The sequence below is a fragment of the Pseudomonas rhodesiae genome (assembly GCF_013285305.1).
In the GTDB taxonomy this organism is placed as follows: domain Bacteria; phylum Pseudomonadota; class Gammaproteobacteria; order Pseudomonadales; family Pseudomonadaceae; genus Aquipseudomonas; species Aquipseudomonas rhodesiae.
The window spans coordinates 1,028,620-1,054,561 of the sequence record NZ_CP054205.1; the positions used below are offsets into that span (position 1 = coordinate 1,028,620).

Consider the following 25,942-nt stretch of genomic DNA (forward strand, 5'->3'; position numbering starts at 1 on the left):
TGGTTAATACGACAGCGAACGTAACGAAGTAGGTTTGGATTGATGAGCCGGCAGGGCAAGGCGCGCGACCGTCGAGCGCCACGTGTCGCGTTGGTTGAGCAGGGCTTCGAGGCTGTTGAGCAACGATGTCTCGTGCGGGTCGGTGCGCAGGCATTGGACCAACCAGAGCGCGCCACTGTCAGGCGCTTGGGCAAGCGAGCCTTGAAAGTGATTCAGGCTGACCGCACCCAGTCGCAGCCAACAGTGCAACGGTGCGTGATCCGGCCGACGGGACGTCAGTTGAACGCAGATCAACACGGCGTCGCCGTGACGTTTCAGGATGATTTCATCGTTGTTCTCGAGGACGAGCATCTGTTCTGAGTCGCCGCCCAACCAGTCAATAAGTTGATCTTCCAACTTATGGCACACCGTCCAGTGCGGTTTTGAACAGCATGTAGTTGACCCGGCTGTGCTCGTTGAACGCCCAATCGGAGTGATGCCTTTTAAACATGCTCTCGTAAAACATCAGCATGTCCTCTGAGGTCTCCGCAGGGGACTGCTCGATGGTTTTATAACGCAGGGTGTCAGCCTTAACTTGGCCCAGAAGCTCACGTTTGAAGCCGTTATAGAAGTCCATAATTCTCTCCTGATAGACCTCACCTCTGTGGTCAGTGCTGGCTATTCAGTTCCAAGTTGATTGCGCCAGGCCAGCCAGTGGAGCCCGATCACCTTCTTTGGAAAACGGGGCAAGCATGGAGGCCCAATTGATGTGAAAGTCGCCTTCGTCGGTTTTCAGAACGAGGGTTTGAGTGCTGATGGTGTCGTCTGGCTGAACTCTCCAACGCGCGGCGTCATGGCGGCTGAGGCAATGTTTGAGTGCCTCGATTTCCCGTGGATGACACAACAGGAGCGCATTCACCTCCGGTACCTGGCTTGCCAGCAATTGCTTGAGCAGCGCTGCCAGGCGTTGTGGCTGCGGCGTCTCGTCAAGCAGGTGCCTGATCGCCTGGTTGACGACCCCTGTGATGTACCGCTCCAGGTTGTCGCACAATGCTTTTTGCTCGTTTTCCCATCGATGCAGCTGTGCGTTGGCGCGTTGCCAGAACGCCTGGCCCGCCTGCTCCAAAAGCGCCTCGCGGCTGAGTTGTGCGCGGTTGAGCAACGCGTCAGCCTGAGCCTTGGCGCGGGTTAACAGGTGTTCGGCTTGGGTGCAGTCAGCGAGCACCTCTCTGGGAATCAGCCCGTGCGACAGGCTATGGGCGTCGGGCGGCAGCGTGATTTTGCGTCGGCAGAGCATCGTCAGTCGTCCATTGCGTGGGGCGCAGGCACCACGCGAGTGCTGGTGGGTGTTGTCATGCGCCACACCACGGCTTGCCACAGGGTATCCAGGCGACTCGCATCGCCGACGTATGGGCGGTGGCTTCTTTCCAGTTCGAGCACACGCGCAAAGCAAAAGCGCAATCGGAGGCGTTGCCAGACGGGAGGCTCAACCCATGCACGCAGCAGTTGCAAAGGATCGTCTGCAGGTAACAGTGTTTGCGGGGGCAAGGCCTTGGCAATTCGCTTGCACCATAGGTGATGATCCTCCTGCAAGGCGGTGGTGGTTTGCGGCCTACAAATGCTGTCAATCAAGTCGAGCACGAAATCGAGTTCCGAGACCGACGCCAAGGCCAGCTTGAGCAGCGTGGGGTGAGGAGCAGGGGGCAGGCCTGGGGTAATCCCTTCGACGGTACAGTTCACTGGGGCGTCGATAAGGCGCAGCGCGTTGATTACTGGGTCGCCGAGGGTATGCCAGTCATCGTGCGCCGACCTCCAAGGACGCGCCCACCATTGCGCCCAGCTCAGGTGTTCACTCACGGGTGGGTCGCTTGCGAATTATCGGAGTAGCCGGCCGCAGCTTGGATTGCCCGCTGTCGCCGGTTGCGCAGGAAGAGTAACGCGGCCGTCGTCATCACGATGGCAACCAACGTAAGGGTCATGCTGGCGCGCCAAAAACCGAGGTCATCTGCGGGTATCAAGAACGGTCCGAAATACGTCAGCTGCCGTTGCTCTTGATAGACGATTGAAGGCACGAAGACCACCGTGAGCTTTTGCGGGTTATCCACCGCCGTGGACATTCCCGGGATGCTGCTGGCAACCATTCGGCGAACCCGAGAACGGATATTATCGGGGTCTAGCCGCGGATCATGCTTGATGAAAACCGAAGCAGAGGCCGGTTGCACCGGTTCTCCCGGCGCGATGCGCTCTGGAAGCACCACATGCACCCGGGCGATGATGACACCGTCAATGTTCGACAAGGTCGCCTCAAGTTCCTGGGACAGGGCATAGATGTACCGAGCCCGCTCCTCCAGTGGTGTTGAAATGACGCCGTCCTTGCGAAACGTATCGCCCAATGTGGTACGTGCGACCTTGGGCAATCCGACCGCCTCCAACGTACGCACGGCACGACCGATGTCGATGGCATTGACGACCACGACAACACCGTCTTTAGCAGGCACTTTTTGTGCGCGGATATGTTTGTCAGCCAATTCAGCAATGACCTCGTTGGCTTCCTGTTCGGATAATTGGCGGTGGAGTTCGACGCGCTCACTGCAACCGTTCAGCATGAAGGCGAGCCATAAAAGCAGCAGAGCGGGGAGGAGGGACTTCATGCCCATCTACTGCAAATTGCTGATTTTATCGAGGCCTTGGGCGGTTTTCCCGACACTCTTGACCAGGATGTGAGTCAGCAGCAAGGTGTTGGAAAGGTGGCTAGGGTAGTCCCGCATTGCACGCTCGTTATTTTTTTTACTGAGGGCGCGCAAACTTTTGCCCATGCGTTCTGTTGAGTGGGCGAGCGCGTCTGACGCGTCTGCCAGCAGGCTGCTCCGTTCAGCCCGATGCGTGGTGGCAGCCAGGGGGGTTGGCTGTGCCAGGGCTGAGGTGAAGAGATGGATATCGGCAGGCGGTGCGGGTGAATATTCAACTGATCTGTGTGCGCTGCCAGTGTCGTCATGCTCTGCGGAAAAAACGGTTTTGATTTGCATGCCAGACCTTTTGCATCAAGGGCTCAGGAGGGCGACGCTGGGTCAGCGTCGCCGGTGTAGAAAACTTCCCCGACTGATTGCCTCGGGGAAGCTGGCCATTCTTAACGGTAGGTATCAGCAACACTCTTCAAGCCGGTTTGCCACCTAGCTTCTCGAGCCAACTCTGCGATCTTTTTGTTGTCTTCTTTAGACCCTTCGGTGGTTTGTTCCAAACTCGGTGCGCCTGAGCCATAACCATTGCCAACCGGATAAGGGTTATAGCCAGTGTTGGAGGGTATCGTCATTGGGTGTTCTCCAGAGATGCCTGCAATAAAGATAGTGGGTTTACCAGTTTGATTCATAATATTTGAATCGCTGCTGGCACTAACTATGTGGCCGTTGATGTGGATGGCGTTCCTGAAGTTTTTCGTGCAAATGTTTCGAATTATTAGTTGATTGCCTAGGGGTTAATCCAACAAAATATGGAGTTGTTTCATTCGGTAGTAAAGCGTGCGTTTGGCCACGCCTAACTCGATTGCCACACGGTCCACATTGTGTTCGTTCCGCTGCAGAGACTCTTCAATCAGCGTCTTTTCAATCTGTTGAAGGCGGCCCTTGAGGCCTATCTCGACCCCTTCATCCGGCATGGCCGGCCCACACAGCGGTGGCAGTCCCAGTACGCAGCGCTTGGCGGCCGAGCGCAATTCACGCACGTTACCCAGCCAGGAATAGCCAAGCAGTTGCAGCAGCAGCGTGCAGGGTGGTGAAGGTGGTGGGCGTTTGAATCGCTCGGCCTCCTGCCTGAGCATGCTCAAGAATAAAGGGATAATGCGTTCACGGCGCTCACGCAGTGGCGCGAGCTGGATGGTGACCACATTCAGGCGGAAATAAAGATCGCGCCTGAACGCTCCTCGCTCGACCATTTTATGCAGCAGCTGCTGGGCAGACGCTATAACGCGCATATCCACCGGAATGAAGCGGGTTGAACCCAAGCGCTCAACGCCACGAGCCTCCAGTACTCGCAGCAGCTTGGCCTGGAGCGAGAGCGGCAAGCTGTCGATTTCATCCAGGTACAAGGTGCCCAGGTGCGCGGCTTCGATGAAGCCTGCCCGTGATTGCACGGCGCCGGTGTACGCGCCGCTGTTGACTCCAAACAGTTGACTCTCCGCCAGGGTCTCCGGAATGGCTGCGCAATTGACTGCGACCAGGTTGCCCCGTCGCCCTGATAGCCGATGAATGCGTTGTGCCAAGGTATCTTTGCCGGTGCCGGTTTCTCCCAGCAACAGGATGTCAACGTTGAGGGGGGCAGTGCTGCTCAAGACATGTTCAATGTCAGCGTCTTCAATGAGTGAAGTGCTTGTTTCGTTTTCCATGTGGTCAAGCGCCGACATCGGATGATTACTCCATACTCGCTCTTGCTTCACTGTCGAAAAAGACAACGTGCAGGCTCTGCACAATAGAGCGAATTTTATAACAGTTATCACCGGTCCTTAGGGTGATTAGTTGCCGAAGTCATGTGGGATAAGTTTGATAGTTTTCGGGCGCTGAACGTATTAAGTAGAGCGGTGCAGGGGAGAGTAGGCAGAGTCTGAAAACTGTTGGTATTTAGACTGATCTGTTGTGTCAGAGTATTCGTAAAGTCGTCGCCCACAAAAAAGCCGATGCAGTGCATCGGCTTTTTATATTCGGCGTAAACCGCGAGTAGCGATTACACGTTGAAACGGAAGTGCATCACATCGCCATCTTTAACGATGTATTCCTTACCTTCCAAACGCCACTTACCTGCTTCCTTGGCACCGGCCTCACCCTTGTACTGGATGAAGTCGTTGTAAGCGATCACCTCAGCACGGATAAAGCCTTTTTCGAAGTCGGTGTGAATCACGCCGGCGGCCTGTGGCGCGGTGGCACCGACCTTGACGGTCCAGGCGCGGACTTCTTCGACACCGGCGGTGAAGTAGGTTTGCAGGTTGAGCATTTCATAGCCGGCTCGGATCACGCGGTTCAGGCCAGGCTCTTCCAGGCCCAGGGCCTCGAGGAACATGTCTTTTTCTTCGCCGTCTTCAAGTTCGGCGATTTCCGCTTCGATCTTGTTGCACACCGGAACAACCATGGCGCCTTCTTCGTCGGCAATGGCCTTGACCACGTCGAGCAGCGGGTTGTTCTCGAAGCCGTCTTCAGCCACGTTGGCGATGTACATCACAGGCTTGGTGGTCAGCAGGTGGAAGCCTTTGATCACAGCTTTCTCGTCGGCACCCATGTTCTTCATCAGGCTGCGCGCAGGTTTGCCTTCGGTGAAGTGGGCGATCAACTGCTCAAGCAGCCCTTTTTGGACCACGGCATCCTTGTCGCCGCCCTTGGCGTTACGCGCAACTTTCTGCAGTTGTTTTTCGCAGCTGTCGAGGTCGGCGAAGATCAGTTCCAGGTCGATGATCTCGATGTCGCGTTTCGGGTCGACGCTGTTGGATACGTGAATCACATTCTCGTCTTCAAAGCAGCGGACCACGTGGGCGATGGCGTCGGTCTCACGGATGTTGGCCAGGAACTTGTTACCCAGGCCTTCGCCTTTCGACGCGCCGGCCACCAGGCCCGCGATATCGACGAATTCCATGGTGGTCGGCAGGATGCGCTTGGGATTGACGATGGCCGCCAATGCGTCCAGGCGCGGATCGGGCATAGGCACGATGCCACTGTTGGGTTCGATGGTGCAGAAGGGGAAGTTCTCCGCCGCAATACCGGACTTGGTCAGGGCGTTGAACAGGGTGGATTTGCCGACGTTGGGCAGGCCGACGATGCCGCAATTGAATCCCATGGTGTTTCCCCTCGGTAAGAGTCAGGCCTTCTGGCTGTGCAGGTTTTTCATCGCACGGTTCCATTCACCGGCGAGGATATCCGGCAGCACGCCGAGGGCAAAATCGATGCTGGCATCGAGTTTTTCCTGTTCGGCGCGTGGCGCACGACCCAGGACGAAATTTGAAACCATACTGGCAACGCCCGGATGGCCGATGCCGAGCCGCAGGCGGTAAAAGGTATTCTGATTGCCCAACTGCGCGATGATGTCGCGCAGGCCATTGTGACCACCATGCCCGCCGCCCTGTTTGAGCTTGGCGACGCCGGGTGGCAGGTCCAGTTCGTCATGGGCCACCAGGATTTCATCGGGTTTGATCCGGAAGAAACCCGCAAGCGCCGCGACAGCCTGGCCGCTGCGGTTCATGTAGGTGGTGGGAATCAGCAGACGAACATCCTGACCTTGATGCGAAAAGCGTCCGGTCAGGCCAAAATACTTGCGATCGGCCACCAGGTTGACACCTTGGGCGTGGGCGATGCGCTCAACAAAAAGGGCCCCCGCGTTATGCCGGGTCTGTTCGTATTCGGCGCCTGGATTTCCCAGGCCAACGATCAGTTTAATGGCAGTCACGACAGGGGCCCTTCCTTTGGAGTTGTGGATAACATCGCCGCGACCTGCATGCGGCGAAAGTGGACGACAAAGATCATTTACTCAAGAGTAAACGCCGCGTTATCGCCCGCTTTCTCGCTACGTTTCGGTCCGCGATGTTTCCTCAAGCTCCGGCAAGACAGAGTGAATTACTCTGCAGCGCCTTCTTCAGCTTCTGGAGCAACGCGTGGAGCGTGTACGTTGGCAACTGCTTTGTCATCACCGTGAGCCAGCGCAACGAACTCAACGCCTTTTGGCGCCTTGATGTCGGACAGGTGAACGATGGCGCCGACTTCCAGAGCCGACAGGTCGACTTCGATGAACTCAGGCAGGTCTTTCGGCAGGCAGGTCACTTCGATTTCGTTCAGGACGTGAGAGATCTCGCCGCCTTTCTTGACCGGAGCTTCTTCACCAACAAAGTGCACAGGCACGATAGCGGTCAGTTTCTGGCCAGCTACAACGCGAACGAAGTCGGCGTGCATGATGAACTGCTTGGAAGGGTGACGCTGCATTGCTTTAACGATGACGTTCTGCTTGGTGCCGTCGACGTTCAGCTCGATAACGTGGCTGTAGGCAGCTTCGTTTTCGAACAGCTTGGCGATTTCTTTGGCCAGAATGGTCACGGATTCAGCAGGCTTGCTACCGCCGTATACAACAGCAGGAATGTTAGCGGCGTGACGCAGGCGGCGGCTCGCACCTTTCCCCAGGTCAGTACGCGCTTGGGCGTTCAGAGTAAATTCAGTCATTTTGTATCTCCAAAATAGCCATCATCGAGTGGCGTTTGCGACCAGCGCCAAACTCGATATGGGCAAAAAAGCCCCGCCCCAACACAATGCTGGGGCGGGGCGCTTTTCGTCAGTGCTTTATTACGAAGGGGTAACCCTTAACGGAACATCGCGCTGATCGATTCTTCGTTGCTGATGCGGCGAACCGCCTCAGCAACGACCGGTGCGATATCCAATTGACGGATACGCGCACAGGCTTGAGCGGCGGCGGACAACGGGATGGTGTTGGTCACCACCAGTTCGTCCAGCACGGAATTCTCGATGTTCTCGATCGCTCGGCCCGACAGCACAGGGTGTGTGCAGTAGGCGAAGACTTTAGCCGCACCGTGCTCTTTCAAGGCTTTCGCCGCGTGGCACAGGGTGCCGGCGGTGTCGACCATGTCATCAACCAGAATACAGGTACGCCCTTCGACATCACCGATGATATGCATCACTTCAGAGTGATTGGCTTTTTCACGGCGTTTGTCGATGATCCCGAGGTCCACGCCCAGGGATTTGGCAACAGCCCGTGCACGCACGACGCCACCAATGTCCGGGGACACAATCATCAGGTTTTCAAAGCGCTGGTCTTCGATGTCATCCACCAGAACGGGGGAGCCGTAGATGTTATCTACCGGAATATCGAAGAACCCCTGGATTTGGTCAGCGTGCAGGTCAACCGTGAGAACACGGTCGATGCCTACCACGGTCAGCATGTCAGCCACGACTTTCGCGCTGATAGCCACACGCGCGGAACGCGGACGGCGATCCTGACGGGCATAACCAAAGTAAGGGATTACAGCTGTGATTCGAGTCGCTGAGGAGCGGCGGAAGGCATCAGCCATCACGACGAGTTCCATCAGGTTATCGTTGGTCGGAGCGCAGGTCGGCTGAATAATGAAGACATCTTTACCGCGGACGTTTTCATTGATCTCGGCTGTAATTTCGCCGTCGGAGAATTTACCGACAGAGATGTCACCGAGAGGGATATGCAGCTGACGTACGACACGTCGAGCCAGATCGGGGTTAGCGTTCCCCGTAAAGACCATCATCTTGGACACGCGCAGTACCTAGAGGCTGAGGGTAACCTGGATGAGTATAGGAAAATGGCAGGGGCGGCTGGATTCGAACCAACGCATGGCAGGATCAAAACCTGCTGCCTTACCGCTTGGCGACGCCCCTGTATCTGTTGCAACGAGTACCCAGTACTCGATTCCTTTTAGAGCAGACTTTGCAGCTTGCGATGCAACATCGAAACGTTGCTTCCCTTTGCTACAAACCCTGTAAGGGTCTCTGTAAGAAGGGCCGAGACTTTATCAGCTTCAGCTTTGCTTGGGAAGCCCCCAAACACACAACTTCCAGTTCCGGTTAATTTTGCTTCGGTAAATTTACCTAGCAAATTCAAAGCGTTACGTACCTCTGGATAACGCCTTGCTACAACCGGTAAGCAGTCATTTCGACTGTTTCCCTTGGGAACGGGGCGCACTTTAATGGGAGGAGAGTTACGTGTCAACAGCGGATCTGAAAAAATTTCTGCTGTACTTACAGAGACTTGCGGGACAAGGACCACATACCAAGGCTCTTCGGGCTCTACAGGGGTCAGTTTTTCCCCTACGCCTTCGGCAAAAGCCGCGTGCCCGCGAACGAAAACCGGGACGTCGGCCCCCAGCGTCAGGCCCAGCGCAGCCAGGCGATCAGGGTCCCAGCCGAGCTGCCACAAGTGGTTCAGGCCCAGCAGCGTAGTCGCGGCATTCGAGCTGCCACCGCCGATCCCACCGCCCATGGGCAAAATTTTATCGATCCAGATGTCGATGCCCAGTGAGCTGCCGGATTGCTCTTGGAGTTTTTTCGCGGCCCGCACGATCAGATTGTTGTCGTGGGGCACGCCTTCGAATTCGGTATGCAACTGGATCACGCCGTCGTCGCGTACGGCGAAGGTCAGTTCGTCGCCGTAATCGAGAAATTGAAACAGCGTCTGCAGCTCGTGGTAGCCGTCTTCACGGCGTCCAAGAATATGCAGCATCAAATTGAGTTTGGCCGGAGAGGGCAGGGTCAGTTTTTCTGCGGTCACGTTATTGCCCCAATTTGCGCGGTTGCCAGTCCTTGATCACCAGCGTGACGTCCAGGTCCGTGCCGTGCAATTTGATGCGTTCGGGCAGCCAATAGCCGTTCTGTTGTACGTAACTGAGGTACTCAACTTGCCAGCCATCCTGTTCAAGGGTGGCCAGACGACTGTCGCCGTTAAGGCTCAGGCGGCTCTTGCTGTCCGGTGCGGGCAAACCGCGCACCCACCAGACCAGATGAGACACCGGCAGTTTCCAGCCAATCTGTTCTTCCAGCAGAGCTTCCGGGGAGGTCGCTTCGTAGCGCCCCTGATTGGCCACTTCGAGGCTGACCTGGCCCGGACGCCCGGTCAGCCGCGCCGCACCTCGGCCCAATGGGCCCGAGAGGCGAATATCGTAGTAGTCCTGGCGTTGCAGCCAGAACAGCGTACCGCTGCCGGAATCTTTCGGCGCGCGTACGCCAACCTTGCCTTCGATCTGCCAGCCATCGATGCTGGCCAGTTGGCTCTTGTGCTGCTTCCATTGCGCCGGGTTGCCCTGGCCTTCAACGGATTCACGGGCGCCAAAGCCAGCGCAACCGGCGAGCAAGGCGATAAGACTGAACACTACAAAGTGGCGCAAAAACATAAGTTTAAAGGGTCTCGGATCCGGTCAGGCGCTTGATGGTGCTGCGCAGGATGGGGCTTTCGGGTTGTTCCTTGAGGAACTTTTCCCAGATTTGACGGGCTTCGCGCTGCTTGCCATTGGCCCACAACACTTCGCCCAAGTGGGCCGCGACTTCCTGATCGGGAAAGCGCTCCAACGCCTGGCGCAGCAGGCGTTCGGCTTCATCCAGATTACCCAGGCGGTAATTCACCCAACCGAGGCTGTCGAGGACGGCCGGGTCTTCCGGATTGAGTTTGTGCGCTTGTTCGATCAGCGCCTTGGCCTCGTCGTAGCGCGTGGTGCGATCGGATAAGGTGTAACCCAGGGCGTTGAGGGCCATGGCATTGTCCGGGTCGCGCTTGATGATCAGGCGAAGGTCTTTTTCCATCTGCGCCAAGTCATTGCGTTTTTCCGCCTGCATGGCGCGGGTGTACAGCAGGTTCAAATCGTCGGGGAATTGCAACAGGGCTTGTTGCAGCACTTTCCAGGCGCGATCACCCTGACTATTGGCCGATAAGGTCTCAGCCTGAATCAGGTATAACTGGATGGCATAGTCCGGCTCGGCATCCCGCGCGGCGGCCAGGCGTTTTTCCGCCTCATCGGTGCGGCCGTTGCTCATCAGGATATCGGCCTGGCGCAGTTGGGCCGGCAGGTAATCGTTACCGGAGCCGACCTGAGCGTATTCGAGCAGGGCTGCCTGCGGGTCGTTGCGCTCTTCGGCAATGCGGCCCAGGTTCAGGTGCGCGGAATCCACATGGCTTTCCCGGGCGATCAGCTCTTCCAGGTACCCTTTGGCCTCGTCCCAGGCTTTGGCTTCAAGGCATACCAGGGCCAGGGAATAGCGCAGTTCATCGTCGTCCGGATATTGCTGGACCAGATTGGCGAACTGCACTTTGGCGTCCTCCATGCGGTCCTGCTCCACCAGCATACGTGCGTAAGTCAGGCGCAGGCGCTTGTCTTCCGGGTACTTCTTGATGCTTTTTTCCAGCAACGGAATCGCTTCCTTGCCGCGATTGAGATTCTGCAGCAAGCGTGCGCGCAGCAGAATGGGGGCGATTTCCCCCTCATCCGGCGGGTTTTGTTCCAGCAGCTTCAGCGCTGCTTCGGCTTCGTCATCCTGTTGCAGCAGCAAGGCCTTGCCGAAAATCAACTGGCTGTTTTTCGGGTGCTTCTGTAGCAGTCGGTCGAAACTGTTCATCAGGCCATTGCGGGTGTCCTGGTCGGTGTCGGCGGCCGACAGCGCCAGGAAGTCGAAATGGGTGTCGCCCTTGCCCTGCAGGACTTTCTCCATATACACCATGGAGTCGTCATAGCGCCCGGCCCGCGCCAACTGAATGGCTGCCGCCCGTTGTGCTTCCAAGTCGTCAGGGGCGTTTTTCGCCCAGATCAGCGACGTGTCCAGCGCCGCCTGATCGGCCCCCAAGTACTCGGCGATGCGAAACGCGCGCTCGGAGATCCCCGGGTCCTGCGTATTGATGGCCTGGGTCACGTAGTTATCCAGCGCAATATCGAAGCGATTGCGCTGGCCGGCCAGCTCCGCGGTCAGCAGGCTGTACACCGTTTCTTCGCTGAACGATGAGTAAACCTTGGGCTTTTCAGGGGCGGGGGTGCTGTCTTCTGTCGGCGGCGTACCGTCCGGCTGCACGGGGGCCATGGCCTGGCAGCCGCTAAGGAAGACAAAAGCAAGGAGCAACGCGGAAGATCTATTCATATAGGAAGAGGACGACTAACCTGCGGTCGGATCATCATGACACAAGCCTTCGGCCAAACATAACCGAGTCTCAGTGCGTGTCTTTTATAGGCACAAGGTATAGGGACAATAGACGACGGTGGTTGTTCTGAATCTTTCGAAGTAGGACAATCGCCGGCTTCCCGACATCATCAGCGATATTGAATGGCCTTCCTCGCACTCGGTATTAACCACAAGACTGCCTCTGTAGACGTGCGCGAGCGCGTGGCGTTTACGCCTGAGCAGTTGGTTGAAGCCTTGCAGCAGCTCTGCCGGCTCACCGACAGTCGCGAAGCTGCGATCCTTTCGACCTGCAATCGCAGTGAGCTTTATATAGAACAGGAACATCTCTCTGCGGATGTCGTCCTGCGCTGGCTGGCCGATTATCACCATTTGAGCCTCGACGAGCTGCGCGCCAGTGCTTATGTGCATGAAGAGGATGCGGCAGTTCGTCACATGATGCGTGTGGCGGCCGGTCTCGATTCGCTGGTGTTGGGCGAGCCGCAGATCCTGGGCCAGATGAAATCCGCCTACGCCGTGGCGCGCGAAGCCGGCACCGTCGGTCCGTTGCTGGGTCGGCTGTTTCAGGCCACGTTCAACTCCGCCAAGCAGGTGCGCACCGACACGGCGATCGGCGAAAACCCGGTGTCCGTGGCGTTCGCGGCCGTCAGCCTGGCCAAGCAGATTTTCAGTGACCTGCAACGCAGCCAGGCGCTGCTGATCGGCGCCGGAGAAACCATCACCCTGGTCGCTCGTCACCTGCACGACCTGGGGGTCAAGCGTATCGTGGTGGCCAACCGTACCTTGGAGCGCGCCAGTATCCTGGCCGAACAGTTCGGCGCCCATGCGGTGCTGCTGGCGGATATTCCGGCCGAACTGGTGCGCAGCGATATCGTTATCAGCTCCACCGCCAGTCAGTTGCCGATCCTGGGCAAAGGCGCGGTTGAGAGCGCGCTGAAGCTGCGCAAGCACAAGCCGATTTTCATGGTAGATATCGCCGTTCCTCGGGATATCGAGCCCGAAGTCGGCGAGTTGGACGATGTTTATCTGTACAGCGTCGACGATCTGCACGAAGTGGTCGCCGAGAACCTCAAGACTCGTCAGGGCGCAGCCCAGGCCGCCGAGGAAATGGTCAGCACCGGCGCCGAAGATTTCATGGTGCGCCTGCGTGAACTGGCGGCGGTGGACGTGCTCAAGGCGTATCGTCAGCAAGGTGAACGCCTGCGCGACGAAGAACTGCTCAAGGCTCAGCGCTCGCTGGCCAACGGCGGCAGTGCCGAAGAGGTGTTGATGCAGTTGGCGCGTGGCCTGACCAACAAATTGCTCCATGCACCCAGTGTGCAACTTAAGAAATTGACCGCCGAAGGCCGCCTCGATGCGCTGGCCATGGCCCAGGAACTTTTTGCCCTCGGAGAGGGCGCGTCAGACAGCTCTTCGGATAAAAAACTGCAATGAAAGCGTCACTGCTCAATAAACTGGACGTGCTCCAGGACCGTTTCGAAGAATTGACCGCCTTGCTCGGCGATGGCGAGGTCATCGCCGATCAGGCCAAATTCCGTGCCTATTCCAAGGAATACGCCGAAGTTGAGCCCGTGGTCGCCACCTATAAGAACCTGCTGAAAGTACAGGCCGACCTTGAAGGCGCCCAGGCACTGCTCAAGGACAGCGACCCGGACATGCGTGAAATGGCCGTGGAAGAAGTCCGCGAGGCCAAGGAAAAACTCGCCGAGCTGGAAGGCGACCTGCAACGCATGCTGCTGCCCAAAGACCCCAACGACGGACGCAACGTGTTCCTCGAAATCCGCGCCGGCACCGGTGGCGACGAGGCGGCGATCTTCTCCGGCGACCTGTTCCGTATGTACTCGCGCTACGCTGAGCGTCGCGGCTGGCGTGTGGAGATTCTGTCCGAGAACGAAGGCGAACACGGTGGCTATAAAGAAGTCATCGCTCGCGTCGAAGGCGACAATGTCTACGGCAAGCTGAAGTTCGAGTCTGGCGCGCACCGTGTGCAACGGGTGCCGGCCACCGAGTCCCAGGGCCGCATCCACACCTCGGCCTGCACCGTCGCGGTGCTGCCCGAGCCGGATGAACAGGAAGCCATCGAGATCAACCCGGCCGACTTGCGCATCGATACCTATCGTTCGTCCGGTGCCGGCGGCCAGCACGTCAACAAGACCGACTCGGCGATCCGTATCACCCACTTGCCGTCGGGCATCGTGGTGGAGTGCCAGGAAGAGCGCTCCCAGCACAAGAACCGGGCGCGTGCCATGTCCTGGCTGTCGGCCAAGCTCAACGACCAGCAGACCAGCGCCGCCGCCAATGCGATCGCCACTGAGCGCAAGCTGCTGGTGGGCTCGGGCGACCGCTCCGAGCGCATTCGCACGTACAACTTCGCCCAGGGCCGAGTGACCGATCACCGGATCAACCTCACCCTGTATTCCCTGGACGAAATCCTCGCCGGCGGCGTTGAAGCGGTGATCGAGCCGTTGCTCGCCGAATACCAGGCCGATCAATTGGCGGCCATAGGTGAATAAATGACCATCATCGCCAGCCTGTTGCGCGCCGCCGACCTGCCGGATTCGCCCACCGCGCGCCTGGACGCCGAATTGTTACTGGCTGCGGCCCTGGGCAAATCGCGCAGCTATCTGCACACCTGGCCGGAAAAAATCGTCAGCAGCGAAGACGCGCTGACGTTTGCCGGCTACCTGCAACGCCGCCGCGCGGGCGAGCCGGTGGCCTATATTCTCGGCCAGCAGGGTTTCTGGAAACTCGACCTTGAAGTGGCGCCGCACACGCTGATCCCGCGTCCCGAGACCGAAATGCTGGTGGAAGCGGCGCTGGAATTATTGCCGGCCACGCCTGCCCGCGTGCTTGACCTGGGCACTGGCAGCGGCGCGATTGCCCTGGCCCTGGCCAGCGAGCGCCCGGCCTGGCAAGTGACTGCGGTCGACCGCGTGCTGGAAGCGGTGGCCCTGGCCGAACGCAATCGCCAGCGTCTGCACTTGAATAACGCCACGGTACTCAACAGCCATTGGTTCAGCGCCCTGCACGGGCACTCCTACGATCTGATCATCAGCAACCCGCCGTATATCGCCGACAACGATCCGCATCTGGTGGCCGGCGACGTGCGTTTCGAGCCCGCCAGCGCCCTGGTGGCGGGCCATGATGGTTTGGATGACCTGCGGCTGATCATCCAGGACGCGCCCGCCCACCTGAATGCGGGTGGCTGGTTGCTGTTGGAGCACGGTTACGATCAAGCCCCTGCGGTACGCGACCTTTTGCAGAGCCAAGGTTTTGAGCTAGTGCACAGCCGCGTCGACCTTGGCGGGCACGAACGTATCACCTTAGGGCGCCGGCCGTGCTGACCGATCAGGAGCTGTTGCGCTATAGCCGACAGATTCTGTTGCAGCATGTCGACATTGACGGGCAATTGCGCCTCAAAAACGGCCGTGCCCTGATTGTCGGCCTTGGCGGTCTGGGCGCGCCGGTAGCGCTGTACCTGGCCGCTGCGGGCGTTGGCCAGTTGCATTTGGCGGATTTCGACACGGTCGACCTGACCAACCTGCAACGCCAGATCATTCATGACACTGACAGTGTCGGGCAGACCAAAGTCGACTCGGCCATGCGTCGCTTGCGCGCGATCAACCCCGACATCCAACTGGTGCCGCATCGCACCGCGCTGGATGCCGATTCGCTGGCCGCTGCCGTGGCTCAAGTGGATGTGGTGCTCGATTGCAGTGACAACTTCTCTACCCGCGAGGCGGTCAATGCCGCCTGTGTCGCCGCCGCGAAGCCGTTGATCAGCGGCGCGGCGATTCGCCTGGAAGGGCAACTGTCGGTGTTTGACCCCCGTCGCGCCGACAGCCCGTGCTACCACTGTTTATATGGGCACGGCAGCGACACCGAATTGACCTGCAGCGAAGCCGGTGTCGTCGGGCCGCTGGTGGGCTTGGTCGGCAGCCTGCAAGCCCTGGAGGCCCTGAAGCTGTTGGCCGGTTTTGGCGAGCCGTTGGTCGGGCGTTTATTGCTGATCGATGCCTTGACCACGCGTTTCCGCGAGCTGCGGGTCAAGCGCGACCCTGGCTGCAGTGTCTGCGGGACTCGCCATGGGTAAGGATGCGCCGATCGGTGTGTTCGATTCCGGTGTCGGTGGCCTGTCGGTGCTGGAGGAAATCCAGCAACTGCTGCCCCACGAGTCGCTACTCTACGTTGCCGATTGCGGGCATATCCCCTATGGCGAGAAAACTCCGGCCTTTATTCGCGAGCGTTCGCGGCGGGTGGCGGCGTTTTTCCGCGAGCAGGGCGCCAAGGCATTCGTAATTGCCTGCAACACGGCGACGGTGGCCGCCGTCGCCGACCTGCGTCTGGACTACCCCGATTGGCCGCTGGTGGGCATGGAGCCCGCCGTCAAACCCGCTGCCGCCGCGACCCGCAGTGGTGTGGTCGGCGTGCTCGCCACCACCGGCACCCTGCAAAGCGCCAAGTTCGCGGCGCTGCTCGACCGTTTTGCCACCGACGTGCGCGTGATTACCCAGCCATGCCCGGGCTTGGTGGAACTGATTGAAACCGGCGACCTGAGCAGCCCGGCCCTGCGCCAGTTGTTACAGGGTTATGTCGAGCCCCTGCTCAGTGCCGGTTGCGACACCATCATCCTCGGTTGTACCCACTACCCCTTCCTTAAACCGATGCTGGCGCAAATGCTGCCGCCGAGCGTCATCCTCATCGATACTGGCGCCGCAGTGGCACGGCAGCTCAAGCGCTTATTGGGCGAGCGCGACCTGTTGGCCGACGGCAAACCTGCTCCCGCGCAGTTCTGGACCAGCGGCGATCTGTCTCACCTAAGAAATATCCTACCGACACTATGGAAACATCCCGGAATCGTGCGAAGCTTCGGCTCGTGAAAATTTCGTGAAATTTCGTGATTAGAAGCTGAACTTCTGGCTCTGCGCAGGCTTCTATAGCGAGATTGCTTGTACAAAACACCATACAAACTTGTTCGGAAGGAACGTTTAATGAAGCGCTTGTTCTGTTTGGCTGCGATTGCGGCCGCCGTTGTAGGACACTCGTTTTCGGCGCAGGCCGCCGGCCTCGAATTCGGTCTGGGGTCCACCAGCGATTCGACGTTGACTTACCGCCTGGGGCTGACTTCGGATTGGGATAAGAGTTGGATGCAAAGCGATGTAGGTCGCCTGACTGGTTACTGGAGCGGTGCTTACACGTACTGGGAAGGTGATGACCGCGCAGGCGCCAGCAGTCTGTCGTTCTCACCGGTGTTTGTGTACGAATTTGCCGGGCAATCGGTTAAACCGTACATCGAGGCCGGCATCGGCGTTGCTGTTTTCTCCCGTACCAAGCTGGAAGACAACAACATCGGCCAGGCTTTTCAGTTTGAAGACCGTTTGGGTTTCGGGCTGCGCTTTACCGGTGGGCATGAAGTGGGCATTCGCGCCACCCATTATTCCAACGCCGGTATCAGCAGCAACAACGATGGGGTAGAGAGCTACGCGCTGCACTACACCATGCCGTTGTAATCACCCGCATTGCAAAACGCTGCGGGGGCGGCTTGTGCCCTCCCGCATTGCGATCAGATATACGCCGTCGCAATTCCCTGGCGTTCTTCCAGGCACTCCGGTGCGCCCATCTCGAATTCCCGACAAATCAGCGGACGCCGCTCGTAAATCGTACACATCATCGTGTCCCGATCCAGCGCCGCACACCAGCCGTCGTCCAGGCGCAGCATCACTTCACCGCCCCAATCGTCTGTGTCGATATAGCGCTCAGGCACGCCCGTATCGGTAATCAGCATGACTTCCAGCTGGCAGCAGCACGCCGCACACGTAGAGCAGGTGACGGCGGGTTCAGCGATTTGGATGTGGGGGATGTTGGTCATAGGCGCGCAGTGTAAGGCATGGGCGAGTCTCGGGTGTGAAAGGTCTGACAGACGTCAGCGCGCCAATCGATGCAGCCCGACAAAAACCACTGCCCACAGCAGCGCCAGCCCGATCAGCGTGGGCGCCACGTCAAAGCCGAATTCAACGCCTGCCAACTGGCTGCCGGCGTAATACGACAGCGGCCCGCCCACTGCGCCTAATACGGCGGCTCGCCACCAGGGGCGTGCGCTCCATGCCAGGCAATGACGCAACGTGGTGGCCAGCAGCGCCCACAGCAGCATCAGCCAAAACGGGATCAACGGCCCCGGTTCGCTGAACTGAAACACACCCAGCGCTCGCAGTAACGTGTCCAGCAGCGTGCCCGCCACAGTCACGCCAATGATCAGCGCGCCATCCTTGGCCCAAGAACTTATCCACAGCAGATGAACGGCCAGCACCGCCACGCCAATCAGCAACCAGGGGCCGTCGCCGCCCAGCACGCAGGCAAACCAGCCGCACTGGAACAGCGCGGCGTTGGCCAGGTTTTTAAGCATTGAAACGCCCGAGCAGCGGAGGGTTGATCGCCGCCGGTTTGGCCAGCAGCAACTGAGCGGTGCCGATGGTGCGCTCCATAAAGCCACCTTCGCAGTAGCACAGGTAGAACTCCCACAGCCGCAGGAAGTACTCGTCGTAGCCCAGTTCCGTCAGGCGGCCATGGGCGCGGCGAAAATTCTCATGCCACAGGCGCAGGGTTTTTGCGTAGTGCAGACCGAAGTCTTCCATGTGCAGCAGGTTCATATCGGTGTCGCGGCTGACGATCTGCAGCATGTTCTGCACCGAGGGCAGGGCGCCGCCGGGGAAGATGTAGCGCTGGATAAAATCCACGCTGCGTTTGGCTTGCTCGAAACGCTGTTCGCGGATGGTGATGGCTTGCAGCAACATCAGACCGTCGCGCTTGAGCAACTGTGCACATTGCTTGAAGTAGGTGGGCAGAAAGCGATGACCCACAGCCTCGATCATCTCGATGGACACCAGTTTGTCGTACTCGCCCGTGAGATCGCGATAATCCCTTAGCAGCAGGGTGACCTGATCTTGCAGGCCCAACGCCTGTATGCGTTGTTCGGTGTACGCAAATTGTTCTTTGGACAGGGTCGTGGTGGTGACCTTGCAGCCATAGTGCTGCGCGGCATACAGCGCCATGCTGCCCCAGCCGGTGCCGATCTCCAGCAAATGGTCGCTGGGTTTGAGGGCAAGCTTCTGGCAGATACGCTCCAGTTTGTTCAGTTGCGCCTGTTCCAGGGTGTCGTCGGCCGTCAGAAATTGCGCCGCCGAGTACATCATGGTTGGGTCGAGGAATTGTTCGAACAGCTCATTGCCCAGGTCGTAGTGGGCGGCGATGTTTTTTTGCGAGCCCTCGCGCGTATTGCGGTTGAGCCAGTGCAGGCTCTGAGTCAGCGGGCGGGCGAGGCGGGCCAGGCCACCTTCCAGCGCGTCGAGTACGTCCAGGTTGCTGACCATCACCCGCACCACGGCGGTCAGGTCCGGGCTGGTCCAGTAGCCATGGATAAACGCTTCGCCGGCGCCGATCGAACCGTTGGCCGCCACCAGGCCCCAAACGGCCGGATCGACGATCTGGATTTCCCCCAACAGGTGCGCTTCCCGTGCGCCGAACACTTGGCGTTCACCGTCCTCGATCACCACCAACTGGCCATGGCGCAATTGGCTGAGTTGACGCAGCACACCCTTGCGCAGCAGCGCGGTGGTCATGCCGTTGACGTTCAGGCGACTGGCCTTGACCGATAAGCTAGGGGATTTCATGGCGATGTTCCTTGGTATACCCGACGGCGGTGCGAGAGGCGCCATCGGCGGCCCGGTGGGAGAAAATCGGTGTGCGTTTGAGCAACAGGCGCAGGGCCTGCCAGTAAATGGCCAGGCAGGTCTTGGCGGTCATCCACGGAAAACGTCCCAGGTAGCGGTGCAGACTGGCGCGGGTCAGCGCCTCTTTGTGCAGGCTCAGGGTGGCGTCGAAGACTTTCAGCTCGCCCTGCCAGTCGGCCATATGCACGCCAAGCCGCTCGGCGGGCGGGCTGAAGCTCATGCGGTATTCCAGGTCCCGCGGCAGGAACGGCGACACATGGAACGCCTTGGCCACGGCGAAATGCTGGTGCTCGTCCGCGCCCAGGGCCTGGGCCGGCAGCACGTAGTGGTAGCGTTCGCGCCAAGGGGTGTTGGTTACTTCACACAGGATCGCGGCCAATTGCCCATCGGCCTCGAAACAGTAGAAGAAACTCACCGGATTAAAAGCCAGGCCCCAACTGCGAGCCTGGGTCAGTAGGCAGATAACGCCCTGGGGTGTGCGCCCCAGCGCCTTGCCGACTTCCTGGCGCACGGCATCGCTCAGGCTCATGCCGTGGCCGGTCAACTCACGCAGGTAGTCCTGCTGGCGAAAACCGAAGGGCGCCAGGCGGCTACGTCCGGCCAGGGGCGAGAGCCCGAGCACTTGGTCTTCTTCGCTCAAATCCAGGTACAGCAGGCCGATGCGGTAGCGAAAGGCATGAGCCTTGGGCGCAAACCGGCGGTGGGCAATCCAGCCGCTGTACAGGGCGCTGTTCACAGGGTCTCTCCGAAGGTTTGCGCCACGCGCAGGGCGCTGACCACGCCGTCCTCGTGGAACCCGTTGGCCCAATAGGCACCGCAATAATGGGTATGTCGGGCGCCGTTCAGTTCTTCCCAGCGCTGCTGGGCGGCGACGGCGGCCAGGCTGTATTGCGGGTGGGCGTAGGTAAAGCGCGCGAGGATCTTCAGCGGGTTGATCACCGCCGTCTGGTTGAGGCTCACGCAAAAGGTCGTGGTGCTGTCGATGCCTTGCAGGATGTTCATGTCGTAGGTTACGGCGGCCTGGGCCTGACTGTCGCCGGTCAGCCGGTAGTTCCAACTGGCCCAGGCCAGCCTGCGGTCGGGCAGCAGGCGCGTGTCGGTGTGCAGCACTACGTCGTTGTCGGCGTAGGGCAGGGCGCCGAGGATTTCCTGCTCGGCCTGGCTCGGGTCGCCGAGCAACGCCAGGGCCTGATCGCTATGGCAGGCGAACACCACCCGATCGAACGTCTCGCTACCGGCCGCGCTGTGGATAACCACACCGTCCTGGTTGCGTTCGACTTTATGCACAGGGCAGTTCAGGCGGATCCGCTCACGAAAACCGCGCGTCAGCGGTTCGATATAAGCGCTGGAGCCGCCTTCGATCACGCACCATTGCGGGCGATTGTTCACCGACAACAAGCCGTGGTTCTTGAAGAACCGTACAAAGAACTGCAACGGAAACCCCAACATGTCCGCCAGTGACATCGACCAGATCGCTGCCCCCATCGGCACGATGTAATGACGCACGAAGCGCTCACCGTAACCGCCGGCAGTGAGGTAGTCGCCCAGGGTCATATCGGCGCTGATCCGTTGTTCCTGCAGATCCAGCGGAGCCTGGCGGTTGAAGCGCAGGATGTCGCGCAACATGCCCCAGAAGCCTGGCGAGAGGATATTGCGGCGCTGGGCGAACAGGCTGTTGAGGTTGTTGCCGTTGTACTCGAACCGGGTGCGCTCGTCGCACACCGAAAAACTCATCTCGGTGGGTTTGAACGCCACGCCGATCTGCCCCAGTAACCGAATGAAGTTGGGGTAGGTCCAGTCGTTGAACACGATAAAACCGGTGTCCACCGCGTAGGGCTGGCCCTCCACCGTCACGTTGACCGTATGGGTATGCCCGCCGATGCGGTCGCCCGCTTCGAACAGGGTGATGTCGTGGCGGCGGCTGAGCAGATAGGCGCTGGTCAGCCCGGCGATACCGCTACCGATAATGGCGATCTTCACAGGTCGTCCTTTTTCGGCGGTGGGCTGCGCAACATACGTTTGCCGATGATCAATTGCGCGCGGTTGGGCAGTTTCGACAACGGCCACAAGGTGGCGATAAACAGCGCGGGGAAGGCGATCTCCAACGGACGCTTGCTCAGCTTGGCGAAGATATGCCGGGCGGCTTTGTCGGCGGGCCAGCTCAGGGGCATCGGGAAGTCGTTGCGTTCGGTCAGGGGCGTGTCGACAAAGCCTGGGCTGATCACGGTAACGTCGATGTTTTCCGGCGACAGGCTGATGCGCAGCGATTCGAACAAGTAGCGCAGGCCGGCCTTGGATGCACCGTACGCCTCGGCACGCGGCATTGGCAGGTAAGTCACGGCGCTGGCGACGCCCACCAGGTGCGGCGTGAGCCCGGCGCGCAGCAACGGCAGGGCGGCTTCGATGCAGTAACTGCTGGCCAGCAGGTTGGTGCGCACGACGTGCTCGATGATCGATGAGTCGAACTGGCGGGCGTCCACGTATTCGCACGTGCCGGCGTTGAGGATCACCGTGTCCAGCGCACCCCACACCTGAGCGATGTGCTCGCCGATTTCGCGCACGGTCTGACTGTTGGTCAGGTCGCCGGCCACCACCAGCACTTGGCCAGGATAACGCTGCGCCAACGCCTCCAGCGGCTCTTTGGTGCGCGAGCTCAAGGCCACCTGGGCGCCGCTGTTGAGCAGCTCCACGGCCAGCGCGGCGCCGATACCACTGCTGGCGCCAGTCAGCCAATAACGACGGGGCGTCACTGCGTTCATCCCACTCTCCTTTTCAGCCAACTGATCACCTTGCCCAACACGGGCAGGTGTTCGTACAGCAGCGCGCCGGCATCGAAATAATCCCGATGGCGGTACACCGTTTCACGCCACATCAGGTGTGAGCAGCCTTCCACGCGGATGACCTTGCCACTGGCCAGGCGCGGGTGGCAGAAGCTCATTTTCCAGCGCAGGTAGCCTTCGCCCTCGGCGACCTGATCGAAACCGTGGAAATCGAAGCGTAACTGGCTGACGTTGCCGTACAGCGACTCGAAATAGCGGTGCAGCGCGGTCAAGCCGTGCACTTCGTGCAGCGGATCGGTGAAGGCGATGTCCTTGCTGTACAGACTGTCGAGCAAGTGCAGGTTGTGCTTGTCCAGGGTGGCGAAGGTCTGGGCGAAACGGCGCAGGAAATCACTCATGGGCACCTCCTACCGCTTCGCGCGACGGCAGACTGCGAAACGCCGCCAGGGCGCGCTCGCGGGATTTTTTCAAATCGACAATGGCGCGCGGGTAATCCGCCACGCCAAACAATCCGCCAACCGCGTCGGGGTTGTGGACTTCCTTTTTATTCAGCCCGGCCAGTTCCGGCAGCCAGTGCTTGATGAACACGCCTTCGCTGTCGAATTTTTCCGATTGGCTCAGCGGGCTGAAAATCCGGAAGTACGGCGCCGAGTCGGTGCCGGTGGAAGAGCTCCACTGCCAGCCGCCATTATTGGCGGCCAGGTCGCCGTCGATCAGATGGCGCATGAAGAACCGTTCGCCTTCGCGCCAATCGATCAACAGATTCTTGGTCAGGAACATCGCCACCACCATGCGCAGGCGGTTGTGCATCCAGCCAGTTTCAAGCAACTGGCGCATCGCCGCGTCGATGATCGGCAGACCGGTGCGCGCCTCTTGCCAGGCCGCCAGGTCCTTGGGCGCATCGCGCCAGGCCACGGCTTCGGTTTCGGGGCGGAAGGCGCGGTGACGGGACACCCGGGGGTAGCCCACCAGAATGTGTTTGTAGAACTCACGCCACAGCAGTTCGTTGATCCAGGTGATCGCCCCGATATCGCCGCTTTCGAACTCGCCCTGATTGGTTTGCAGCGCCGCGTGCAAGCATTGGCGCGGCGAGACCACGCCGGCGGCCAGGTAGGCGGACAACTGGCTGGTGCCGGGCTTGGCCGGGAAGTCGCGCTCGTCCTTGTAGTAGCTGATCTGCGCATCGGCGAAGGTTTCCAGGCGGCGTCGGGCTTCGTCTTCACCGGCAGGCCAGAGGGCGCGTAGGCGTTCGCTCGGCGGTTCGAAGCCATCGACGGTGGCTGGCACGGTGTCGCTTTTGATCGCCAGTTTTGCCTGTGCCTTGGGCGTGCTCACCAGGCGCGGTAGGGCGCTGTGCAGACGGGTGTAGCAGACTTTGCGGAACTGACTGAACACCTGGAAATACGTGCCACTTTTGGTCAGCACACTGCCGGGTTGGAAAAACAATTGATCCAGGTAGCTGTGGAAGGTCACCCCATCGGCTTCCAGCGCCGTGGCCACCGCCGCATCTCGGCGGCTTTCATGAATGCCGTATTCCTCGTTGACGTGCACCGACGCCACGCCCAACTCGCCGCACAATTGGCGGAGCACGGCGGGTGCCTGGTCCCAGGTGGCGGCGGTGCGGATCAGCAACGGGATGTTGAGTTCGCCCAGGGACCGGCTCAAGTGCCGCAGGTTACGCAGCCAGAAATCCACTTTGCACGGCGCGTCATCGTGGGCCAGCCATTGTTCGGGCGTGATCAGGTACACCGCTGCCAGCGGGCCGCGCTGGCTCGCAGCGGCCAGGGCGGTATTGTCGTGAAGGCGCAAGTCGGTGCGCAGCCAGATCAGGTGCATTTAGACGAGTCCACGCTGGAGCATAAGCTGGTGGGCCGACAACGGGTCTTCGGCGAGGGACAGATCCGCAAGGTCATGGCTCAATAACGCCAGCTCGGCCTGATGAATGCTCACCGTGGGGCCGACCAGCAGTGTCGGGCAATCAACACCGCCCAATAGTTTGGCGAAGGCCGGCAGTTGCAAGGCTTTGCTCGAATACAGCAGCACGGCGCGCGGTTTGAGGTGCTCCACCGCCAGGGCCAATTCGCCGGCCGGCAGCGGCCAGTCGAACACTTCCACCGGGCAATCGGCGCTGCTGGCCAGCCAGGCGCTGAGCCACAGATGCGGCTCCAGCGGCAAGTCGGACTGGTTGATCAGCAGCAGCGGCGCACCGTGCAATTGACGATTGTTGTGGTAAATGCGCGCGCCAAACTTGCTACGCAGCCACGACAGGAAAAACACCCGCTCCATCTGCGCGCCGAACTGGCCCTGCCAGCGTTGCTCCAGTTCCTGGATCAGCGGTAGCAGCAGTTGCTCGCACAAGGTGCGCGGCGGGTACAGCGCCATGGCCTGGTTAAAGGCATCGTCGACCCGGCGCTCGGCCAAGTCGCTGATGGCCTGCACCAATGTCTGGCGCAGACTCTGCCATTCGTTGGCAACGCTGTCGGGGGTGATCTGGGCGGAGTCGATCAGGTTTTTCACCTGGCTGACGGGCACGCCGCGGTTAAGCCAGGTCAGGATGGTGTGGATACGTTGCACATGCTCGGCACTGAAGAGCCGATGCCCCTTGGGCGTGCGCTGCGGCACGATCAAACCGTAACGGCGTTCCCAGGCGCGCAGGGTCACGGCGTTGACGCCGGTCTGGCGCGCCACTTCACGGATCGGCAGCCAGCCGTCTTCAAGGGCTTGGGCGATGTCTTCGCCGGGTTCGTCTTGGAGGACGGCGTTCATGACGCTTTTCATGGGTTAGATCGCATTTCGCAGGCTGAGATTTTCCGGGTGCGGCTGCAAGTACGCCTGCTGCGCAATGTAGCGGTCCGGGTGTTGACGAAAGTGGTGCTTGAGCAACGTCAGCGGCACCACCAGCGGCACGATGCCGTGGCGGTATTGGCCGATGACGGTCTGCATTTCCTGTTTGTCGTCGGCGCTGATCACCTGTTTCAGGTAGCCGCTGATGTGCTGCAGCACATTGCTGTGGGTGCCGCGGGTGGCGCATTTTTTCAGGCCGGTCATCAGCTCAGTGAAGTAAACGCTGGCCAGCTCATCCAGCTCGGTACTTTTATCCATCGTGCCCAACAGGTGACCGAGGCTTTTGTAGTGCTGCGGGCTGTGAGCCATCAGCAAGTACTTGTACCGAGAATGAAAGGCCAGCAAGCGATGACGGCTCAAACCTTCGGCCAGCAGTGCTTGCCAGCTGGCATAGACGAATACGCGGGTGAGGAAGTTTTCCCGCAGGACCGGGTCATTCAAGCGACCGTCTTCTTCCACCGGCAAGTTGGGGTGGCGCGCGCAAAACGCCTGGGCATAGATGCCGCGACCGCCGCCGTCCACCGGTGTGCCGTTCTCGCGATACACCTTGACCCGCTCCAGGCCACAGGACGGGGACTTCTGCATAAAGATGTAACCGCACAGGTCGGTATGCTCGCGCGCCATCTGCCGGCCGTAATCGTCCAGCGGCTGGGTCACGTTGAGGGCACGGTTCACCGTGCCGACGGCTTGCGGCTGGGCAGGGTCGCCCACCAGACGGATCGGTTCACGGGGGATGCCCAGGCCGATGGCGACTTCCGGGCACAGCGGCACAAAGTCGAAATAATCGGCCAGGGTCTGGCAGCAGAGCAGGGATTGTTTATGTCCGCCATTGAAGCGCACGTTCTCGCCCAGCAGGCAGGCGCTGATGGCGATCTTCGGTTTGGTAATGCTGGACATGAGCAAACCTCTGCAAAATTCCTGTACAAACAAAAGTGCCTGTACAACTAAATCT

General features: G+C 59.7%; 31 protein-coding genes and 1 tRNA gene. 6 read left to right on the forward strand and 26 right to left on the reverse strand.

The genetic code is table 11. The features are described from left to right. Window positions 1–3: 3 nt before the first annotated feature. The 16 genes from HRH33_RS04460 to HRH33_RS04535 form a co-directional block, all read right to left on the reverse strand. The gene (locus HRH33_RS04460; protein ID WP_034136791.1) at window positions 4–396 is read right to left on the reverse strand and encodes a type III secretion protein; all 393 of its coding nucleotides are present in this window, start codon (window positions 394–396) and stop codon (window positions 4–6) included. A 1-nt stretch (window position 397) separates the two neighbouring features. Then, complete coding sequence (locus HRH33_RS04465; protein ID WP_167417785.1) at window positions 398–616, reverse strand: hypothetical protein; 219 nt, start codon at window positions 614–616, stop codon at window positions 398–400. Between the two features lie 45 nt (window positions 617–661). Then, the gene (gene sctL / locus HRH33_RS04470) at window positions 662–1,276 is read right to left on the reverse strand and encodes a type III secretion system stator protein SctL (protein WP_167417784.1); all 615 of its coding nucleotides are present in this window, start codon (window positions 1,274–1,276) and stop codon (window positions 662–664) included. A gap of 2 nt (window positions 1,277–1,278) precedes the next feature. Then, complete coding sequence (locus tag HRH33_RS04475; protein ID WP_123480736.1) at window positions 1,279–1,836, reverse strand: type III secretion protein; 558 nt, start codon at window positions 1,834–1,836, stop codon at window positions 1,279–1,281. Further along, window positions 1,833–2,630, reverse strand: a complete 798-nt coding sequence (sctJ, locus tag HRH33_RS04480) for a type III secretion system inner membrane ring lipoprotein SctJ (protein WP_034136818.1) — start codon at window positions 2,628–2,630, stop codon at window positions 1,833–1,835. The genes HRH33_RS04475 and sctJ overlap by 4 nt, the downstream gene beginning before the upstream one ends. 6 nt (window positions 2,631–2,636) lie before the next feature. Then, entirely contained in the window at window positions 2,637–3,005 is a 369-nt protein-coding gene (locus HRH33_RS26340; protein WP_231980874.1) for a hypothetical protein, read from the reverse strand. A gap of 101 nt (window positions 3,006–3,106) precedes the next feature. Beyond that, window positions 3,107–3,346, reverse strand: coding sequence for a hypothetical protein (locus HRH33_RS04490; RefSeq protein ID WP_134743006.1), 240 nt, complete (start codon window positions 3,344–3,346; stop codon window positions 3,107–3,109). 105 nt (window positions 3,347–3,451) lie between these two features. After that, complete coding sequence (locus HRH33_RS04495) at window positions 3,452–4,375, reverse strand: sigma 54-interacting transcriptional regulator (RefSeq protein WP_167417783.1); 924 nt, start codon at window positions 4,373–4,375, stop codon at window positions 3,452–3,454. Between the two features lie 317 nt (window positions 4,376–4,692). Then, window positions 4,693–5,793 (reverse strand): redox-regulated ATPase YchF, encoded by a 1,101-nt coding sequence (gene ychF, locus HRH33_RS04500; protein ID WP_034095779.1) that lies wholly within the window; start codon window positions 5,791–5,793, stop codon window positions 4,693–4,695. A 21-nt stretch (window positions 5,794–5,814) separates the two neighbouring features. Then, window positions 5,815–6,399 carry an aminoacyl-tRNA hydrolase gene (gene pth / locus HRH33_RS04505; RefSeq protein WP_167417782.1) on the reverse strand — a complete coding sequence of 195 codons (585 nt, stop codon included), beginning with the start codon at window positions 6,397–6,399 and terminating at the stop codon, window positions 5,815–5,817. Between the two features lie 167 nt (window positions 6,400–6,566). Further along, window positions 6,567–7,163: a 50S ribosomal protein L25/general stress protein Ctc gene (locus HRH33_RS04510; protein WP_034136795.1), complete on the reverse strand. Its 597-nt coding sequence runs from the start codon at window positions 7,161–7,163 to the stop codon at window positions 6,567–6,569. Window positions 7,164–7,300: 137 nt separating this feature from the next. Then, window positions 7,301–8,242, reverse strand: a complete 942-nt coding sequence (locus HRH33_RS04515) for a ribose-phosphate pyrophosphokinase (RefSeq protein WP_003171603.1) — start codon at window positions 8,240–8,242, stop codon at window positions 7,301–7,303. 46 nt (window positions 8,243–8,288) lie between these two features. Further along, window positions 8,289–8,363: transfer RNA gene (locus tag HRH33_RS04520), tRNA-Gln, on the reverse strand. Between the two features lie 37 nt (window positions 8,364–8,400). Beyond that, a complete protein-coding gene (gene ispE / locus HRH33_RS04525) occupies window positions 8,401–9,204 on the reverse strand; it encodes a 4-(cytidine 5'-diphospho)-2-C-methyl-D-erythritol kinase (RefSeq protein WP_231980936.1) in 804 nt (267 codons plus the stop codon). Window positions 9,205–9,253: 49 nt separating this feature from the next. Next, a complete protein-coding gene (lolB, locus tag HRH33_RS04530; protein ID WP_123480734.1) occupies window positions 9,254–9,871 on the reverse strand; it encodes a lipoprotein insertase outer membrane protein LolB in 618 nt (205 codons plus the stop codon). A gap of 4 nt (window positions 9,872–9,875) precedes the next feature. Then, window positions 9,876–11,600, reverse strand: a complete 1,725-nt coding sequence (locus HRH33_RS04535) for a tetratricopeptide repeat protein (protein ID WP_034095784.1) — start codon at window positions 11,598–11,600, stop codon at window positions 9,876–9,878. A gap of 183 nt (window positions 11,601–11,783) precedes the next feature. Here HRH33_RS04535 and hemA point away from each other — a divergent pair, with 183 nt between their 5' ends. From hemA to HRH33_RS04565, 6 genes are all read left to right on the forward strand, one after another. Beyond that, on the forward strand, window positions 11,784–13,073 hold the full coding sequence (hemA, locus tag HRH33_RS04540) for a glutamyl-tRNA reductase (RefSeq protein ID WP_167417781.1): 1,290 nt from the start codon (window positions 11,784–11,786) through the stop codon (window positions 13,071–13,073). Then, the gene (gene prfA, locus HRH33_RS04545; protein ID WP_034136799.1) at window positions 13,070–14,152 is read left to right on the forward strand and encodes a peptide chain release factor 1; all 1,083 of its coding nucleotides are present in this window, start codon (window positions 13,070–13,072) and stop codon (window positions 14,150–14,152) included. Before hemA ends, prfA begins: the two co-directional genes overlap by 4 nt. Then, entirely contained in the window at window positions 14,153–14,983 is an 831-nt protein-coding gene (prmC, locus tag HRH33_RS04550) for a peptide chain release factor N(5)-glutamine methyltransferase (RefSeq protein WP_167417780.1), read from the forward strand. Then, the gene (locus HRH33_RS04555; RefSeq protein ID WP_167417779.1) at window positions 14,977–15,732 is read left to right on the forward strand and encodes a molybdopterin-synthase adenylyltransferase MoeB; all 756 of its coding nucleotides are present in this window, start codon (window positions 14,977–14,979) and stop codon (window positions 15,730–15,732) included. The genes prmC and HRH33_RS04555 overlap by 7 nt, the downstream gene beginning before the upstream one ends. Beyond that, a complete protein-coding gene (murI, locus tag HRH33_RS04560) occupies window positions 15,725–16,519 on the forward strand; it encodes a glutamate racemase (RefSeq protein WP_167417778.1) in 795 nt (264 codons plus the stop codon). Before HRH33_RS04555 ends, murI begins: the two co-directional genes overlap by 8 nt. A 111-nt stretch (window positions 16,520–16,630) precedes the next feature. Continuing rightward, complete coding sequence (locus HRH33_RS04565; RefSeq protein ID WP_040267202.1) at window positions 16,631–17,149, forward strand: acyloxyacyl hydrolase; 519 nt, start codon at window positions 16,631–16,633, stop codon at window positions 17,147–17,149. 53 nt (window positions 17,150–17,202) lie between these two features. On the opposite strand, the gene HRH33_RS04570 is transcribed toward HRH33_RS04565, so the two are convergent. The 10 genes from HRH33_RS04570 to HRH33_RS04615 are packed head-to-tail and all read right to left on the reverse strand — an operon-like array spanning window position 17,203 to window position 25,887. Beyond that, window positions 17,203–17,508: a YkgJ family cysteine cluster protein gene (locus HRH33_RS04570; protein ID WP_034111692.1), complete on the reverse strand. Its 306-nt coding sequence runs from the start codon at window positions 17,506–17,508 to the stop codon at window positions 17,203–17,205. A gap of 54 nt (window positions 17,509–17,562) precedes the next feature. Next, the gene (locus tag HRH33_RS04575) at window positions 17,563–18,042 is read right to left on the reverse strand and encodes a DUF2878 domain-containing protein (protein ID WP_034095791.1); all 480 of its coding nucleotides are present in this window, start codon (window positions 18,040–18,042) and stop codon (window positions 17,563–17,565) included. Next, on the reverse strand, window positions 18,035–19,306 hold the full coding sequence (locus HRH33_RS04580) for an SAM-dependent methyltransferase (protein WP_034136804.1): 1,272 nt from the start codon (window positions 19,304–19,306) through the stop codon (window positions 18,035–18,037). Before HRH33_RS04580 ends, HRH33_RS04575 begins: the two co-directional genes overlap by 8 nt. Beyond that, window positions 19,293–20,102 (reverse strand): DUF1365 domain-containing protein, encoded by an 810-nt coding sequence (locus tag HRH33_RS04585; protein WP_034095793.1) that lies wholly within the window; start codon window positions 20,100–20,102, stop codon window positions 19,293–19,295. Before HRH33_RS04585 ends, HRH33_RS04580 begins: the two co-directional genes overlap by 14 nt. Continuing rightward, a complete protein-coding gene (locus tag HRH33_RS04590; protein WP_167417777.1) occupies window positions 20,099–21,346 on the reverse strand; it encodes an NAD(P)/FAD-dependent oxidoreductase in 1,248 nt (415 codons plus the stop codon). Before HRH33_RS04590 ends, HRH33_RS04585 begins: the two co-directional genes overlap by 4 nt. After that, window positions 21,343–22,125 carry an SDR family NAD(P)-dependent oxidoreductase gene (locus tag HRH33_RS04595; protein WP_034095795.1) on the reverse strand — a complete coding sequence of 261 codons (783 nt, stop codon included), beginning with the start codon at window positions 22,123–22,125 and terminating at the stop codon, window positions 21,343–21,345. The genes HRH33_RS04590 and HRH33_RS04595 overlap by 4 nt, the downstream gene beginning before the upstream one ends. Next, complete coding sequence (locus HRH33_RS04600; protein ID WP_167417776.1) at window positions 22,122–22,544, reverse strand: nuclear transport factor 2 family protein; 423 nt, start codon at window positions 22,542–22,544, stop codon at window positions 22,122–22,124. Before HRH33_RS04600 ends, HRH33_RS04595 begins: the two co-directional genes overlap by 4 nt. Then, window positions 22,537–23,982 carry a deoxyribodipyrimidine photo-lyase gene (gene phrB, locus HRH33_RS04605; RefSeq protein ID WP_167417775.1) on the reverse strand — a complete coding sequence of 482 codons (1,446 nt, stop codon included), beginning with the start codon at window positions 23,980–23,982 and terminating at the stop codon, window positions 22,537–22,539. The genes HRH33_RS04600 and phrB overlap by 8 nt, the downstream gene beginning before the upstream one ends. Continuing rightward, entirely contained in the window at window positions 23,983–24,912 is a 930-nt protein-coding gene (locus tag HRH33_RS04610; protein ID WP_034111698.1) for a MerR family transcriptional regulator, read from the reverse strand. It abuts the gene before it with no gap. 15 nt (window positions 24,913–24,927) lie between these two features. Beyond that, window positions 24,928–25,887: a YbgA family protein gene (locus HRH33_RS04615; RefSeq protein ID WP_034095799.1), complete on the reverse strand. Its 960-nt coding sequence runs from the start codon at window positions 25,885–25,887 to the stop codon at window positions 24,928–24,930. Window positions 25,888–25,942 lie beyond the last annotated feature (55 nt).